This is a genomic window from Phyllobacterium sp. SB3 (assembly GCF_040009165.1).
In the GTDB taxonomy this organism is placed as follows: domain Bacteria; phylum Pseudomonadota; class Alphaproteobacteria; order Rhizobiales; family Rhizobiaceae; genus Phyllobacterium.
Window position 1 is genome coordinate 1,138,139 of the sequence record NZ_JBDYKI010000001.1, and the last position, 15,677, is coordinate 1,153,815.

The 15,677-nt window shown below is 53.8% G+C and carries 15 protein-coding genes and 1 tRNA gene; 9 read left to right on the forward strand and 7 right to left on the reverse strand.

Features of this window, described 5'->3' with window-relative positions; translation table 11 throughout:
* The first annotated feature begins 75 nt into the window (after window positions 1-75).
* The gene (locus tag ABKW30_RS05545; RefSeq protein ID WP_348597262.1) at window positions 76-957 is read left to right on the forward strand and encodes a LysR family transcriptional regulator; all 882 of its coding nucleotides are present in this window, start codon (window positions 76-78) and stop codon (window positions 955-957) included.
* 14 nt (window positions 958-971) lie between these two features.
* On the opposite strand, the gene ABKW30_RS05550 is transcribed toward ABKW30_RS05545, so the two are convergent.
* The 3 genes from ABKW30_RS05550 to ABKW30_RS05560 all read right to left on the reverse strand — a co-directional run bounded on the left by ABKW30_RS05550 (window position 972) and on the right by ABKW30_RS05560 (window position 2,688).
* Window positions 972-1,364, reverse strand: coding sequence for a nuclear transport factor 2 family protein (locus ABKW30_RS05550; RefSeq protein ID WP_348597264.1), 393 nt, complete (start codon window positions 1,362-1,364; stop codon window positions 972-974).
* 177 nt (window positions 1,365-1,541) lie between these two features.
* Window positions 1,542-1,618: transfer RNA gene (locus tag ABKW30_RS05555), tRNA-Arg, on the reverse strand.
* A gap of 161 nt (window positions 1,619-1,779) precedes the next feature.
* Window positions 1,780-2,688 carry a LysR substrate-binding domain-containing protein gene (locus ABKW30_RS05560; protein ID WP_348597266.1) on the reverse strand — a complete coding sequence of 303 codons (909 nt, stop codon included), beginning with the start codon at window positions 2,686-2,688 and terminating at the stop codon, window positions 1,780-1,782.
* Window positions 2,689-2,789: 101 nt separating this feature from the next.
* Between ABKW30_RS05560 and ABKW30_RS05565 the strand changes: the two genes are divergently transcribed.
* The 4 genes from ABKW30_RS05565 (at window position 2,790) to ABKW30_RS05580 (ending at window position 5,907) form a co-directional block, all read left to right on the forward strand.
* The gene (locus tag ABKW30_RS05565) at window positions 2,790-3,014 is read left to right on the forward strand and encodes a hypothetical protein (protein WP_348597268.1); all 225 of its coding nucleotides are present in this window, start codon (window positions 2,790-2,792) and stop codon (window positions 3,012-3,014) included.
* A gap of 22 nt (window positions 3,015-3,036) precedes the next feature.
* The gene (locus tag ABKW30_RS05570) at window positions 3,037-3,816 is read left to right on the forward strand and encodes a sulfite exporter TauE/SafE family protein (RefSeq protein WP_348597630.1); all 780 of its coding nucleotides are present in this window, start codon (window positions 3,037-3,039) and stop codon (window positions 3,814-3,816) included.
* 82 nt (window positions 3,817-3,898) lie between these two features.
* Window positions 3,899-5,128: a serine hydrolase gene (locus ABKW30_RS05575; RefSeq protein WP_348597270.1), complete on the forward strand. Its 1,230-nt coding sequence runs from the start codon at window positions 3,899-3,901 to the stop codon at window positions 5,126-5,128.
* A 95-nt stretch (window positions 5,129-5,223) separates the two neighbouring features.
* Window positions 5,224-5,907: a superoxide dismutase gene (locus ABKW30_RS05580; RefSeq protein WP_348597272.1), complete on the forward strand. Its 684-nt coding sequence runs from the start codon at window positions 5,224-5,226 to the stop codon at window positions 5,905-5,907.
* A 66-nt stretch (window positions 5,908-5,973) separates the two neighbouring features.
* Here ABKW30_RS05580 and ABKW30_RS05585 read toward each other — a convergent pair whose 3' ends face one another.
* Both ABKW30_RS05585 and ABKW30_RS05590 read right to left on the reverse strand, forming a co-directional pair.
* Window positions 5,974-7,503 carry an aldehyde dehydrogenase family protein gene (locus tag ABKW30_RS05585; RefSeq protein WP_348597273.1) on the reverse strand — a complete coding sequence of 510 codons (1,530 nt, stop codon included), beginning with the start codon at window positions 7,501-7,503 and terminating at the stop codon, window positions 5,974-5,976.
* Between the two features lie 53 nt (window positions 7,504-7,556).
* Window positions 7,557-8,945, reverse strand: a complete 1,389-nt coding sequence (locus tag ABKW30_RS05590; RefSeq protein ID WP_348597275.1) for a VOC family protein — start codon at window positions 8,943-8,945, stop codon at window positions 7,557-7,559.
* 122 nt (window positions 8,946-9,067) lie between these two features.
* On the opposite strand from ABKW30_RS05590, the gene ABKW30_RS05595 reads away from it, so the two are divergent.
* From ABKW30_RS05595 to ABKW30_RS05605, 3 genes are all read left to right on the forward strand, one after another.
* Window positions 9,068-9,997 carry a LysR family transcriptional regulator gene (locus tag ABKW30_RS05595; protein WP_348597276.1) on the forward strand — a complete coding sequence of 310 codons (930 nt, stop codon included), beginning with the start codon at window positions 9,068-9,070 and terminating at the stop codon, window positions 9,995-9,997.
* A gap of 90 nt (window positions 9,998-10,087) precedes the next feature.
* Window positions 10,088-11,371 (forward strand): FAD-binding oxidoreductase, encoded by a 1,284-nt coding sequence (locus ABKW30_RS05600; protein WP_348597278.1) that lies wholly within the window; start codon window positions 10,088-10,090, stop codon window positions 11,369-11,371.
* Between the two features lie 44 nt (window positions 11,372-11,415).
* Window positions 11,416-12,279 (forward strand): endonuclease/exonuclease/phosphatase family protein, encoded by an 864-nt coding sequence (locus ABKW30_RS05605; protein WP_348597279.1) that lies wholly within the window; start codon window positions 11,416-11,418, stop codon window positions 12,277-12,279.
* Here ABKW30_RS05605 and ABKW30_RS05610 read toward each other — a convergent pair.
* A complete protein-coding gene (locus ABKW30_RS05610) occupies window positions 12,251-13,711 on the reverse strand; it encodes a phospholipase D-like domain-containing protein (RefSeq protein WP_348597281.1) in 1,461 nt (486 codons plus the stop codon). The genes ABKW30_RS05605 and ABKW30_RS05610 overlap by 29 nt on opposite strands.
* Before the next feature lie 17 nt (window positions 13,712-13,728).
* Window positions 13,729-15,243 carry a HAMP domain-containing sensor histidine kinase gene (locus ABKW30_RS05615; RefSeq protein WP_348597283.1) on the reverse strand — a complete coding sequence of 505 codons (1,515 nt, stop codon included), beginning with the start codon at window positions 15,241-15,243 and terminating at the stop codon, window positions 13,729-13,731.
* 261 nt (window positions 15,244-15,504) lie between these two features.
* Between ABKW30_RS05615 and rpmH the strand changes: the two genes are divergently transcribed.
* Window positions 15,505-15,639 (forward strand): 50S ribosomal protein L34, encoded by a 135-nt coding sequence (rpmH, locus tag ABKW30_RS05620; RefSeq protein ID WP_040853797.1) that lies wholly within the window; start codon window positions 15,505-15,507, stop codon window positions 15,637-15,639.
* Window positions 15,640-15,677: the final 38 nt, after the last annotated feature.

Here is a 15,677-nt window from a genome sequence, read left to right on the forward strand (position 1 = left end):
AACTGGAGTATATTGCCTTGGAATTCACTACCAAAGAAGCTTATGATTGTTATGCAAATCATAAGGTTTCCTTTGGTGTCTCTAAATCTTGATCACTTGATCACATTCACATATCTGGCAGATCTCGGCAGTTTCACAGCTGCTGCGGATAAGATCGGCTTGACGCAACCGGCAGTCAGTCTGCAGGTAAAGTTGCTGGAACAACGATTGGGCGTGCGGCTCGTTGAACGGGTCGGTCGCAAGGCGCAACCCACGGCTGCAGGTTTGAATTTTCTCGGCTATGCGCGGCGCATAGTGCAGGAAGCCTCCGCCGCTGAAGAGGCGATGCTGCCTTACAAGGGAGGGACCGCTGGAAGATTGCGTATCGGTAGCGGTGCGACCGCCTCAATTCATCTTCTCCCGCTTGCCATTGCAAAAGTCAAAAAGCGCATGCCAGATCTTGAGATCACGGTATTGATCGGGAATGTCGACGAGATTTTGCGCAATCTCGAAGAGAACATGCTCGATCTGGCCATTGTCGCACTTCCTGCACAAGGCCGCCCGTTTGAAATTGAACCGTTCTACGAGGAGCAGTTATTGGCTGTTGCGCCCAAGGACAGCGAAATGTCCAAGGGAGGGCCAGACGCAGCATTCCTGCGGGCGCAAAGTCTTTTGCTCTATGAGGGAGGCAATACAAGGCGGTGTATCGACAATTGGTTTGCCCAAGCGGGACTGCAGCCAAAGCCGTCGATGGAATTCGGAAGCATTGAAGCAATCAAAGAATTGGTGGCGGCCGGTCTGGGCTGGTCAATTTTACCTGAACTGGCGCTAAGGCGGGATCGAGCCAGTTTTTTGAAAGTTTCGTCTCTGAGCCCGGTTTTGAAACGTCAACTTGGAATGGTTGTTCGGCGAGATAAACAACTGACGCGCGGCTTGCGTATGATGATGGAAGGTTTGCGCGGTTTCAAAGGCAGATAAAAGCCCTGCCGCGCCTACATCGTAATTCTTGTGGCGTGAATGAGGATCAATGACCATCGACCGTCACGCAGGGACCAAACACGGCTATAGGCGAGTTTTTCTGAGAAGCCTTCGCCGTAATATGTTCCGGTAAGTTTTCCGAACCACGAAACCGTTGCCGCGTTTTCCATGATCCTTATCGACCGATCCAGCCGGTCAATCCGATCAAGTTTTAAAATGTTGGATCGATGAAAGTCGAGATTTTGCTGCTTGTCCAGCCGGCGTCCAAAGGGATCGATGGCGACAAGACTTTCGTCGAGGTACTCATTCAAAGCGTCAATATCGCCAGACAGCATCGCTTTCTGCAGATTATCCTCGAGCTGCTCGATATCGGTAGTGGTGATGGTCAAGTCGGCGCCTATTGTCATATTCCGCTCTGTCTGGTCATGTTGCCCATCCAGCAATATTCGAAGGCCAATTAAGGTCTGATGAACGACCTATTGGATATTGACCACCGGTGTTGGCAGGCAAACGTACTGTTGTGCCGTTACCAATTGCAACAATGTTCTTGGCGTTTGGTTCCATCCACCCTTGCCGGTAATGTATGGCGCACCCGACAGGATTCGAACCTGTGACCTCTGCCTTCGGAGGGCAGCGCTCTATCCAGCTGAGCTACGGGTGCATGAGGCTGCGATAGCTCGCATGCGCGAAGCGGTTCTAGCTGATGCGCGCCAAGGCTTCAATGGCGAATTTCGCAGAAGGCAAAGAAGCTGTGGGGCTGGTCTGTATGTTGGTGGCGAGTGCAGCAGCGTGCAAACACTGTCATGCTGTGTCGGGAACAGTTCAACTCACGAAGCTTTTTGCATGAGTCGCAAGGTAAATCGCCTCAGCCAGCAGCTTTGCTTGTGGGGTTAACGTACCAAAGCTCCTTGCACAAAGCTGCAAGTGACGCCTTGCCCACTTATCGGAAAGCGGTAAAATTCTCGTCCTGCGGGAAGCAGCTGAGCGACGCGCTGCCACTTCAGGCACAATTGCTATCCCGACACCGTTGGCAACAAGCTCACATGCCGCCTCCAATGTTGCAACTTTCACGCGGAAGTTGAGGTGGCGTCCCAAATGCGAAGCCTGATGAATGATATGTTCCTGCAGGGCGTTGCCGGATCCGAGCCCGACAAAAGGTTCGGCAACAATATCAGCAAACTGTATGGAACAAGCGCCTTCGGCGATTGAGCTGCCCTTTGCAGATATTACAGCTAGCTGGTCCGTGCAGAAAGGTTTTTGCTCGAGACCGGCCAGGTTGGCCCAGTCCGCAGCGATGCCAAGATCTGCCTGACCGTTCGCCAGTTTTTCCGCAATGACATGGCTTGGACGTTCTTCCAGTTCCACGTCGATATGTGGGTTGCTCGCCAGAAATCGCGAAAGGATATCGGGCAGGAGTGATGCTGCGGCTGTATTGGCCAGCAGACGAACATGGGCGCGTAAACCCCGAGCATGTTCGCCAAGGTCACCAGCCATTGTCGCAATCTGATTCTGAATGGTGCGGGCATGGAAAAGCAATGTTTGTCCGGCAGGCGTCAAGGCGATGCCCCGGCGCTTACGCTCAACAAGAGCCACCCCAAGCATTTCCTCCATACCTTTTATTCTGGCACTCGCGGATGCCAGCGCAAGGCCAGAGCGTTCTGCACCAGCCGTAATGCTTCCAGCCTCTGCGACGTGCAGGAACAATCTCAAATCCACCAGGTCAAAGCGCAATTGTTCTCTCCATGCCTTCGGCCCAGACGAAGGCTGACTATCGAAAATCCAGATTGTGGGCTCGTCGGAAAAAGGTCAAGAGTCGATTGATGAGGATGCGAATGTACAAGCGTGAAGCAGAACAGCAGGAACGTTCGTCAACGGGGCTCGAGATTTCAGCCTTATGTCTGGCAGCGCTTGTTGCGGTCCTTTCGTTTGGGAATGGCCATATGAGCCGGCCTTCGAAAGCTACCATGACACCAGCCCAAGATCTGCCTGCGACAACGCCGAAGGCATTGGTTGAGGACATCGTGCCCACGAGGCAGGAGATGCTTTTGCATGACTAAGACGCTCACCGATTTCATGAACATGGCAGCGAGCAGTTTTGTTGCATTTCCATTGACATGGGTATTTGTAGGGGCAGTTTTTCTGCTGGCTGGCTTTGTCAAAGGTGTTGTGGGAATGGGATTGCCAACGGTCGCAATGGGGCTTCTTGCAGTCACGATGCCGCCCGCTCAAGCCGCAGCGATTTTGATTGTCCCATCGTTTGTAACCAATATCTGGCAATTGCTGGCTGGTCCGGTGTTCAAGCGCCTTTGCATCCGTCTATGGGGCATGATGGCTGGCGTTATGGTGGGCACGATTGCGGGAAGCGGCTGGCTAACGGGTAACCATGCAGGCATTGCATTATCCGGGCTCGGTATTGCCTTGGCAGCCTATGCGATACTCGGTCTGTTACAGATAAGGTTTCGCGTCAACGCGCGTCACGAAGCCATGCTATCGCCATTGGTCGGCGTGGTTACAGGTCTGGTTACGGGGGCGACAGGCGTATTCGTCATTCCGGCTGTACCCTATCTCCAATCGCTGAAGTTGGAAAAAGAGGATTTGATACAGGCGCTTGGTCTGTCGTTCACCGTTTCGACAATTGCACTGGCAGCAGGGCTATGGCTTCGCGCAGAGCCCAGTAGTTCGTCTGCAACACTGATTGGTATTTCGTTGCTGGCACTTGTCCCGGCATTGATTGGAATGATTATTGGACAGGCACTTCGCCTGCGCATGAGCGTGGAAACCTTTCGGCGTGTGTTTTTTGCCGGGCTGCTCGTTCTCGGGCTTTATCTTGCTGCAGAATCCTTGTTCCAGGGGACATGACCCCCAAAAAAAGTGTTTCAAGCATTGAACCGGAGCGAAGAACACCGCACTCTTGCCTGACTATAAAAGGAGGAGATGCTTGATGTTTCGAAATTATGTGAAGGTGTTGTCACTAAGTGTAGCGATTTCCGCTTTTGGTGCGGCTGCGTTGGCCGAAGAAAGCACTTACCCCCATGCAAAAGAAGCCATCGGAACTGTCGAACAGGTCTATGATGGGGCGCTCTTGCCGGACCTCGCGGTTAGCACATACCGGAATATCGACCGGCTCTTTCCAACCCGTATTATTAAAGCCGGAACGAAACCGCTTGATCTTCCAAAAGCTGAAAAGCAACTGAGCAACGTAAAGTTCAAATATGAGGACAAGGATTACGACCTCTATGATTTCATAGCGCTGGACAGCATCACGGCCATGCTCGTTATCAAGGATGGCAAGGTCGCCTTTGAAACCTATCAACGAGGCAATACCGAGAAGACGCGCTGGATGTCGATGTCGGTAGCAAAATCGATCAGTTCGACACTCGCGGGTATCGCGATCAAGGACGGCCTGATCAAAGGGCTGGATTCACAGGTTGTAGACTATGTACCGGAACTCAAGGGCAGCGCCTATGATGGGGTTTCTGTCAAAGACGTTCTGATGATGTCTTCCGGCGTCAAATGGAATGAAACCTATACCGATCCGAATTCAGATCGTCGCGCCCTGTTGCGAGCGCAAATATCACAGAAACCGCACTCCGCCGTGGAGCTTATGGCGAAACTGCCGCGGGCGGCCGAGCCGGGCACTTTGAACACGTACAGCACCGGCGAAACGCAAATTTTGGGCGAGATCGTGCGCGGTGCAATCAAAAAACCGCTTGCTGAATACCTGTCCGAGAAAATCTGGGCACCTTTCGGCATGGAAACGGATGCGACTTGGTGGCTGGATTCTCCGGATGGTGTCGAGATCGGCGGTAGCGGCATAAGCGCGACGCTGCGTGACTATGGCCGCTTTGGACTGTTCTTCATGAACAATGGTGTTGTCGATGGCAAATCCATATTGCCGGAAGGGTGGGTCAAAGAAGCGACCACTCCAAAGACACTGAAAGACGGCAAGAAACTGGATTACGGTTATATGTGGTGGACAGCGTGGACGGAGCCGTCAATCAAGGATGGTGCGTTTTCTGCCATAGGTATTCAGGGTCAAAACATCTATATCGATCCGGTTGAAAAGGTCGTCATCGTGACGTTTGGAGCGCAACCCAAACCAGTTGGCAAAGAACCGATTGATCCGAATGTATTCTTCGACGCAGTGGTTGCTGAACTGAAGAAATCATAGCCTGAGAAGACAAGTAATTGTGTCCGGTGGAACTCTGGTGCTTCGCGGTCGTTTGCGAATGTAGTGGAGATTCACCGAACTCAGGAGAATAAGAAATGAAAATGAACCGTCGTCATGTGCTCGCGTTGACAGGTGCCGCTGCCGCCACAACACTTTTTTCTCCCTCGGTTCGTGCCCAATCTGCAATGCCTTTCAAGCAAGCTGAGTTGCCATATGAAGAAGGTGCTTTGAGTCCGGTCATATCTGGGCGAACGGTCGGCCTGCATTATGGCAAGCATCACGCGGGTTATTTCAAGAAGCTCAATACGCTGACCGAAAATACGCCGTTTGCTGACTTGTCGCTTGAAGAGGTCGTGGTTCGTGCCAAAAAGGAAAGCGAAACAGCGATTTTCAACAATGCCGCACAAGCGTGGAACCACAATCTTTATTGGCAACAGTTCAAGGGTGGCCCTGCTGCTGCGGAAGGTGCATTTCTCGATGCCGCCAAGAGTTCATTCGGTGGAATTGATGAATTACAGAAACAGATTGTTGCTGAATCAGACAAGGTATTCGGCACTGGCTGGGTATGGCTGGTGAAAGACGGTGATAAGCTCACCATCGTGGGAATGCAGGATGCCGGTAATCCGCTGGCCGATGGCAAGAAGACGCTGCTCGGCGTCGATGTCTGGGAGCATGCCTACTATCTCGACTATGAGAACCGCCGGACTGAACATGTAGCCGCAGTGCTCGAAAAACTGGTCAACTGGCAGTTTGTCGGAGAGCAGTTTCAGGCTGCGTAAGTATTTTTAGAACGTAATACTCCCGCCGTTCATAGGCGGGAGCATTAATACCGGACAGTGTTCGTATCAATCGATGTCGAATGAAACGCCCTGAGCCAGAGGCAGTGCCTTGGAGTAGTTTACGGTGTTGGTTGCGCGGCGCATGTAAGCCTTCCACGCATCCGAGCCGGATTCGCGTCCACCACCGGTTTCCTTTTCACCGCCGAATGCACCACCGATTTCTGCACCTGACGTGCCGATATTGACGTTGGCGATACCGCAGTCCGAACCGTCCGGGCTGAGAAAACGTTCGGCTTCCTGCAGATCAAGCGTGAAGATCGAGGAAGACAAGCCCGCGCCCACAGCATTGTGCTCGACGATCGCCTGATCGAAGTCGTTGTACTTCATCACATAAAGGATTGGTGCGAAGGTTTCTTCGACGACCGGACCCGTCTGTTTCGGCATCTCAACCAAGGCAGGGCGCACATAATAAGCGTCGGCATGGTCGGTCTCGACACGTGCGCCGCCGGTTACCTTGCCGCCATGGGCAACAGCTTCGCTTATCGATTTCTGCATGTTGTCGAATGCACCCTTGTCGATCAAAGGACCAACCAGAGAAGGTGTGTCGAGTGGGCTGCCGACGGAGACGCTTTCATAGGCCTTTTTGAGGCGTGGCACGAGTGTGTCGTAAACGCTTTCATGTACGAACAGGCGGCGGAGCGTAGTGCAACGCTGTCCGGCTGTTCCCATCGCGCCAAAGGCAATTGCGCGCAGCGCCATGTCAAGATCAGCCGAGGGGCAAACGATGCCGGCATTATTGCCGCCAAGCTCAAGGATCGAACGGGCAAAACGCTTGGCCAGACGCGGGCCAACTTCACGGCCCATGCGGGTCGAGCCGGTAGCAGAGACCAGCGCAACCTTGGGATGATCGACAAGTGCTTCACCGATAGTGCGGTCGCCCATCATCGTCTGTGCAAGACCGGCAGGAACATCACCGAAACGCTTGGCGGCGCGGTCAAAAATTGCCTGGCATGCAAGACCCGTAAGTGGTGTCTTCTCTGATGGTTTCCAGACAACGGAGTTGCCGCAAACGAGAGCGAGCGCCGTATTCCATGACCAGACAGCAACAGGGAAGTTGAACGCCGAGATAACGCCGACAACGCCGAGCGGATGCCATGTTTCCATCATGCGATGGCCGGGACGTTCCGTGGCGATGGTCAAGCCGTAGAGCTGACGTGAAAGGCCAACTGCGAAATCGCAGATATCGATCATTTCCTGAACTTCGCCCAAACCCTCAGATGGAATTTTGCCAGCTTCGATGGAAACAAGACGACCAAGATCGTTCTTGTGCGCGCGCAGTTCTTCACCGAACAGACGAACCAACTCACCGCGCCTCGGCGCAGGCACGAGACGCCATTCGCGGAAAGCAGCATCCGCAGCTTCGATTGCCTTGGCAGTATCAGCGGCCGAATGGACTGCAACATCGGCGACTTTTTCACCAGTAACGGGGCTGAATGAAGCCATGGCGCCGCCTGTATAGGACGCTGCTGCAACGCCGAGCTTGGAAAGGAGAGTTTTTACTTCTTGAGCAATGGTCATCTTGCTTACCTTTTTCATCTGTCGAATGAGTTGACCGGCTTTTAGCAGCCGGCACGGATTTTTGAAACGGTCTAACTGGCCAGCGCGAGCGTGCGCAATCGCTGAAGGCAGGCTTCTATGGATGTGGTTTCCAGATTTGCGTAATGTTCGAATTCATCGAGAACCGGCGCACCGAGATGGGTTTCAAATTCCTGCTGGCTCGGGCTGGCGGCGAATTTCTGAACATTGGTATCACCAAGGTTCGACTGGAAAATACCTGCCGCACTGACCGGCAGGAAATCTTCATAAACGATGGGGTCAAACTGCACGGCACCTTCGCGGATAAGCTCTTCGAGATCGCGGCCTTGAACAGCCGTTGTGGCGACTGGCGTATAGCGGAAGTAGCCGAGCTTCTCGGAGCGAATCGTCTCCCAATCATCAGGGAAGTCTTTGAACGCATCGTCCAGGGCGGCAATATATGCTTGCGCGTTCGAACCATCCGCTGCCGGGCGGACGATTTCACGGGATTTCGTCAACAGCCGGTCGTAAAGCGCCCGGCCTTTAGGTGTCAGCGCAATGCCTCGCTGTTCGATTTCGCCGAAGCGCGCAGTGTGCGAGCCTTTCTCCCAATTGCCTTCGCTGTTGATAAAAGAAACGGTTTCTTCCAGTGCCTTGAAAGATGTCTGGCGCAGAAGAATCGGGCATTCGCGTGTTGGGGGACCTTCGATAACGGCCTTTGGCGAAATGCCGTGGGCTGGCATCAAGGTCTGGACCGCATCAATGTCTAGGGTGCGGGGTGTCAAATGGTTGATGTGTGGGCCTCTGAACGAGACAACATCAGCAATGAGGCGATGGGCATCATGCAGGCGACGATACAGATCATTGCTGACGCTGGCTTGATCGTGCCAGCGGAATGTTTGAAGAATCTCTTCGACGAAAGAAGCAGCGTCTGTCACATCAAGGCCGCCATCCACTTCGGCTTTTTCGACCAGTTCGATAGCCTTGCTTGTAAATATCTGGCGAGCTTCGAGCGTCTTTCGAGCTTCTTCGCGAAGTGCAGCATCTTCGATCAGGTCAAGACGCAAAAGCGAGGTGAACACCCGGAACGGGTTGATCTTCAAGGCCGCATCGCCCACGGGGCGGAATGCCGTCGAGTGCACGGGCACACCGGCTTCGCTCAAATCATAATAACCGACCGGGTACATTCCCATGACCGCAAAGACACGCCGAAGCATTGCAAGCTCGGCGGGTGTTCCAACCCGTATGGCGCCATGACGCTCTTCGGAGATGCGATCAAGCGTGTCGGTCTGCTCAAGTCTTTGTGCCAGTTCCGGCTTGTCAGCCAGTGTTTTGACGTTCACTTCGGCAACAAGCGACAGCAATGTTCCGTAAGCAGGAACCTCTGTACGGTACATGGAAGACATGGCCGACGAGAAGGACGCCCGGATGGCATCCGGCGAAAGAAATGTCGATGATTTCATTATGAACAATTCCGCATTGAAGTTGGACAGCAATTCTTTTCCTGTCATGCTCAATTTGGATTATACAGACTGATAACGCCCGCGTATTACGACGATTCAAACTGGGTTGATGCGAGAAGAGAATGAAGTTAACCAGACGCCTGATCCCTGACATCGATATTCTTCAGACATTTGAATGTGCGGCACGCCATGGCAGTTTCACACAGGCTGCCAAGGAGTTGAGCCTCACCCAAAGCGCTGTATCGCGACAACTGAGTGAGCTTGAAAATCAGATTGGTGTGCTTTTGTTCGAACGCATACGCCAGCGGGTTGTGCTGTCTGATGCGGGTCAAAAATTTCTGCCGGAGGTGAGGCGCCTGCTTGGTCTGACAGAGGAAACAATGCTTCGGGCAATGGCCGCATCTCAGTCAGCGTCATCTTTGAGCATTGCGACGTTGCCAACCTTTGGCAGCAGATGGCTGATGCCAAGATTGCCTGATTTTCTCGAACGTCATCCCGAGATGGCATTGAGTGTCGCCTCTCGCTCGCAACCATTCGATTTTGATGAAGAACCCTTTGATCTCGCGATCCATTATGGCCAGCCGGTCTGGGCGCACGCGACGTGTACTTATCTGTGCAGTGAAATGATCGTACCGGTCGGCAGCCCCGTACTCTGCCGGGCTAATCCTGTTGATACACCTGCGGGATTGGCGAATTCAGCGCCACTGCTGCATTTGTCCACACGGCCAAAAGCCTGGGCTTCCTGGTTCGAAACCCAGCAGGCAGAAGTTGTCAGCCCTTACAAGGGACATCGGTTCGAACATTTTTCGATGGTTATCGAGGCTGCGCTGGCCGGGCTCGGGTTTGCATTGCTTCCACGCTATCTCATTGAAAAAGAACTGGAGACGGGCCGGTTGCTTGTGCTTTTCGATCAGCCGCTACAGACCGAGAATAATTACTACCTGGTTGTGCCGGAGCACAAAAAGGAGAACCCGCTGGTGCAAAGTTTCATTGGCTGGATTGCAGCGCAGGTCAGCGGGCAGCAGCCTGATATGTCAGTCATTCAATTATAGCATCACATGTTCTGTGTTTTTCATTTCCGTTGAATGAAACCCCATTTATAACGATAATTGATACAAGAATGCTGGCTATATGGTGATGCTATGCTGAACGACGAATGCTCCCACGGCCTTTGGGAAAAAACCGCGCCTCCAGCTCCAAAAACAGAGCGGTTGCAAGGCGATATTTCCGTTGACGTCGCGGTGATCGGTGCAGGCTTTACCGGCTTGTCCGCAGCATTGCATCTTGCCGAAGCCGGAACAAAGGTCGCTGTGGTCGATGCGGTGGAAATCGGTTTCGGCGGTTCAGGCCGAAATGTCGGTCTCGTCAATGCGGGCATGTGGGTCATGCCCAATGATCTGCCCGCTGTACTAGGGCAACTGCACGGCGAGCGTCTGCTGGAACTTCTGGGCAACGCGCCGCAATCGGTTTTCAATCTTGTAGACAAACATGAGATCGACTGTGAACTAGAGCGCAAAGGTACGCTGCATTGCGCCGTTGGTGATAGCGGGCTCAAGCAGCTCGAACAGCGTGCAGCGCAGTGGCAGGCGCGAGGTGCAGATGTTCGTCTTCTGGGTGCGGAGGAAACGGCGGCCAAGGTAGGGTCGGGTGCATATACCGGCGCATTGCTGGATAACCGCGCAGGAACCATTCAGCCGCTCGGCTATGTTCGCGGCCTTGCGAAGGCAGCGCAGGCAAATGGCGTCGTGATCTATACCGGCACGCCTGTAAATGCGACGGAACGGTCCGGATCAAAGTGGGTTGTGCGAACGCCATCAGGCACTATTTCTGCTGACTGGGTTGTTGTCGCGACCAATGCCTATACCACGTCTCCTTGGCCCGCTCTCAGAGCCGAGCTTCTGCATCTACCCTATTTCAATTTTGCCACTGCGCCATTGCCGGGAAATCTAGGTAACAGCATTCTGCCGGAACGGCAGGGCGGATGGGATACAAAGGAAATTCTCAGTTCATTCCGGATGGACCGCGCCGGACGACTTATTTTCGGAAGTGTTGGCGCGCTTCGGGGCACCGGCATGGCTGTTCACAAGGCTTGGGCGGCGCGTTCGATCCGCAAGCTGTTTCCGCAACTCAGGGACGTGACCTTCGAATCCGGATGGTATGGCAAGATCGGCATGACAAGCGATCATCTTCCCCGATTCCATACCCTCGCGCCGAACGTCATAAGCTTTAGCGGCTACAATGGCCGAGGGATAGCTCCTGGCACGGTTTTCGGTCGCATACTGGCTGAACATATTACCGGACAAGTCAGCGAAGCAGACCTGCCGCTTCCGGTTACAAAGCCGAAGGAAGAAGGTATGCGAGGTTTGCGGGAAGGCTATTACGAGGTTGGCGCGCAGTTGGCGCATCTGGTCAGCAACCGGCTCTGAAACACCCGCTTGCCATTCAGCACATACCGACTTATCTCTATTGAATGGATAGCAAGAAGCCGGCGCGGCCGATCAAGCCAAGCGTCTCAGCAAGTATTCTGGCAGCCGTCAGAAATCGCAAGAAGCGCCCTACAGGCGTAACACGCGTCGTGCGTAATGATTTGCTGATTGCCTCATACAATGTCCACAAATGCGTCGGAATAGACAAGAAATTCGATCCCGACAGGATTGCGCATGTCATCAGCGAAATTGGCGCGGACGTTATCGCCATTCAGGAGGCAGACAAGCGTTTCGGGGAGCGGACAGGATTGCTGGACCTTGCGCGCTTGCAGCGGGAAAACAGTCTTGTTCCTGTACCGGTAACGTCGCTTTATCCCAAAGGCCATGGTTGGCACGGCAATCTTCTCCTGTTCAGGGAAGGCGTTGTGCGTCATGTGCAGCAACTCGTGCTGCCGGGGCTGGAGCCACGCGGCGCATTGGTTGTGGATATTGATCTGGTTGCAGGGCCATTGCGGATAATCGCGGCACATTTCGGGTTATTGAGGCATTCCCGCCAGCAGCAATCGGAAGCGATATTGAGGGCCGTGAATGCCGATCCCTCACGCCCAACACTCCTGATGGGCGATCTTAACGAATGGCGTGTCGGTAAAGGGTCTTCATTGCACTTCCTGTCGCCGGTCTTTGATCCCGTGCAGAACGCTGTTCCAAGTTTTCCATCGCGCTTTCCGGTTTTGGCATTGGATCGGGTGCTGGGACACCCGCATAACCTCGTCAGTTCCATCGAAGTACACGACACGCCATTGGCGCGCGTGGCTTCCGATCATCTGCCCATCAAGGCCTATGTTGATTTGAAGTCGGCGGTTGCAGAAGCCGGTTTTGTCAAAGATAGGGTGAGCCTAGCCAGATAATCCTGTCGAGCAGGCGGTCCCAAAAAGAGCGGGCACGCAGATGCTGGAGCAGGACAGGCGTGGCATTATCCAGTGCCTTCTGGACCAGTCCTTCCACCTTTGATGCAAACTCAGCATCCATGACTTCGAGATCAACCTCGAAGTTCAGGCGCAGCGATCTTGGATCGAGATTGGACGATCCCACATAGGCCCATACACCATCGACCGACAATAGTTTCGAGTGATTGAAGTTGCCGCTCGCACGCCATATCCGGCAATGGCTTTTCAGAATCTGGTCGAACTGGGCAGTCATCGCGCGATCTACCAGCTTGAGATTGTTGTTGGACGGAATGACGATATCGACTTCGACGCCCCGGCGCGCGGCTGTTACCAGCGCGCTGATCAGTTCCCGGTCTGGCAGGAAATAGGGCGACATGATGCGGATGCGGCTTTGCGCAATAGAAAAAGCGCCCATGAGCATCTTGTGATTGGCTTCAAGACTACGATCCGGACCCGAAGGTACAGCGCGAATGAAAACCGGCTCACCGGATTGCTTTTCCGGAGGAACGATGTGCCAGGCCTCGCCCGTTAAGGCTTCGTTGGTGGCAAATCGCCAATCCTCCGCTGCGATATGGAAAAGGTCTGTCACAATCGGTCCGGTCAGGCAGAAATGCGTATCGCGCGCATTGTCTTCGCCGGCGACTTCAGCAGAAAAACCGGCCCGAATGTTCATGCCGCCAGTAAATACGATTCTACCATCGACGACGAATATTTTGCGGTGAGTCCGCAGATTGGCATAGGGCAGGCGCAGTCCTATGATGATATTGCCGTTGAATACATCCACCTTGACGCCATGCTTGGACAGGTAGCCGACGATGCTCGGAATGGAATAGCGTGCTCCGACAGCATCAATCAGGACCCGGACTTCCACTCCGCGTTTTGATGCTGCGATGAGGGCATCCGCAAGTCGCAAACCAATCTTGTCGCGATCAAAGATGTAAGTCTCGACAAGTATGCTTCGTTGTGCCGAGCCTACGGCTTCGAGCATCGCGTGATATGCATCGTCGCCGGTCTGGAGCATGGTGATATTATTGCCGGTGGTAAGGCGGCAGCGGCTGACGCGATCTCCCAAGGTTTTCATCGCGGCCATGCGCTTCTCAAAATGCGCCAGAATATCCTTCTCGGCGGCATCGAACCGCAGGAAGTGATCCTGCCCGATTTCATGCAAAAATGCGCGCTGCGATGAAATGGAAGAGCGTCGTATGCGGTTGATGCCTACCACTGCATAAATAAGGGGCCCAATGACCGGCGAGAGGATAATCACACCAACCCAACCAATGGCCGCACGCACTTCTTCTTTGGTCATTGTCGCGTGTATGGCGGCAGGAACGCCAAGAACGACAGACAGGACAAAGAATATTTGCGGCCAGTAAGTAGGGAGATACTCAGACATTGCGCTTGGACTTCATGTCATGAAATTGAACTGCGGCGGGATCGCCATTCGGCGAGGGAAACCGGTTGATCGGGTATCCGGATCTCAAAGCTGGTTCCAGCGCCCTCATTGTCGCGCAGTTCGATAGTGCCGCCATGAGCACGAACGAGTTCGTGTACAATTGCAAGGCCAAGGCCGGTGCCGCCGGAACGTGCAGAGCCTTTAAACGCGGTGAAGAGATTTTCACGCGCCTTGGCAGGTAGGCCCGGACCTGTATCGTCGACGCCGATGATTGATGTCGTGCCGATTTGCCCCGCAGTGATTGTCAAGCGCCGGACGAGGGCCGGATCATTGCGTGTATCTCCGAGCATTGCCTGAACGGAGTTCCGGCAAAGATTGGAAATGATTCGGAAGAACTGGTCGGGGTCGACGTCGATCTCGAATGTCTCTGGAACCAGGTTCTTGAACTCAATGTTTGATTTCGCCTCGATCCCCGCCTTGGCGTCAAGATCAAGCATCTCCTCCACATCGGTAATGATTGTATGGAGCTTGACTCTTCGCCGTTGCGGTGGAGCTTCCTGCGTCCCGCCATAAGCCAGAACAGTCTGTGAATAATTGATGGCCCGATCAATTGTCCGCACGAGCTTGGGAACGAAACGCTGGATGGCGGGATCGCTGCTATTGGCAAGGTGGTCGGATATCAACTGGGCAGAGGCAAGAATATTACGCATGTCATGGTTGATCTTGGAAACAGCAAGGCCAAGGTCGGCCAGATGTTTCTGCTCCGAAAGTGTTCGCTGCAGCCGATGCTGCATATCTGCAAGTTCCCGCTCTGCTATGCCCAGTTCGTCCTCACGCTTCCCGGGCACGATGATGCGTTGGGGATCATCAGGCTCCTGCGCAAAGGCAAGCATATTGTCACTCATTCGCTGAATCGGACGGATAAGCAGGCGGCTGATGGCGAGGAAGACAAGGCTCGCTGTAATCACGGAAATGAACAGCGAGATCAACGCGACATTGCGGGCATATAGCAACATGGCATTGCGCAATGGGGCATCGGATGTGAGCAGTTCGATGACTTTGCCGGTATCGCCGACCGGACCATAGACGCGGATGACGCGATCTCCGCCATTGATGAGTTCGTCAAATGCGCCCCGGATCATTGTCAACGGGTCAGTCACGGTAATATCAATGTGCTTATCGACTTTTGAAGGCATATCCGAGACGGCGAGAAGTCGGGATGCGCCTTTTTCCCTTAATGCTATGGCTTTAGTCCCTGTCGCCAACAGAACTTCATCCTGCACGGATTGCGGAACATCCTTGGCATCGCTTGCTGCCAGAACGACACTTGCAGCCGCTACAGTATTAAGCCTGTCGGATAACCAGCGAATACGCATATCCGCGATGGTCGGAACGAAGATCATAATTTCGGCAAGGAGACCAAATAGCAAGGTGAGGCGCAGCAATTTGCCCGAAAGGCGTTTCAGTACGGGCAAACGCCGTCCTGCATGCAGTTGCACGCGGTCCTCCGGCTTTTGCTGACTGGCTACCATATACACTCCATTACCCCTACATGGTGTAGGTCATATGCCTGTGCCATACAATAAATCACTTGTAGGATTTTGCCTATTTTTGAATCACGTCCATCAATTGACTTATAGGCTTCCCGCATCTATAAGCCGCCCACGTCCGGGTTGACCGCCCCGCGTGACGTTTTATCAACGGTGTATTTTTAAATATGCTAACGGCGGTCCTGATATGCTCCTGTCATAGAACAGACCACAAGAAGGGCCGCACACCGCGGTATTTAACAAATGAAGCGTACTTATCAGCCATCCAAGCTTGTCCGCGCACGTCGTCACGGGTTTCGTGCCCGCATGGCAACGGCAGGCGGCCGCAAGGTTATTGCAGCGCGTCGCGCTCGCGGTCGCAAGCGGTTGTCGGCATAAGTCATTCCGCGCGATTTCGTGCGGATGGCCAAAGTTGG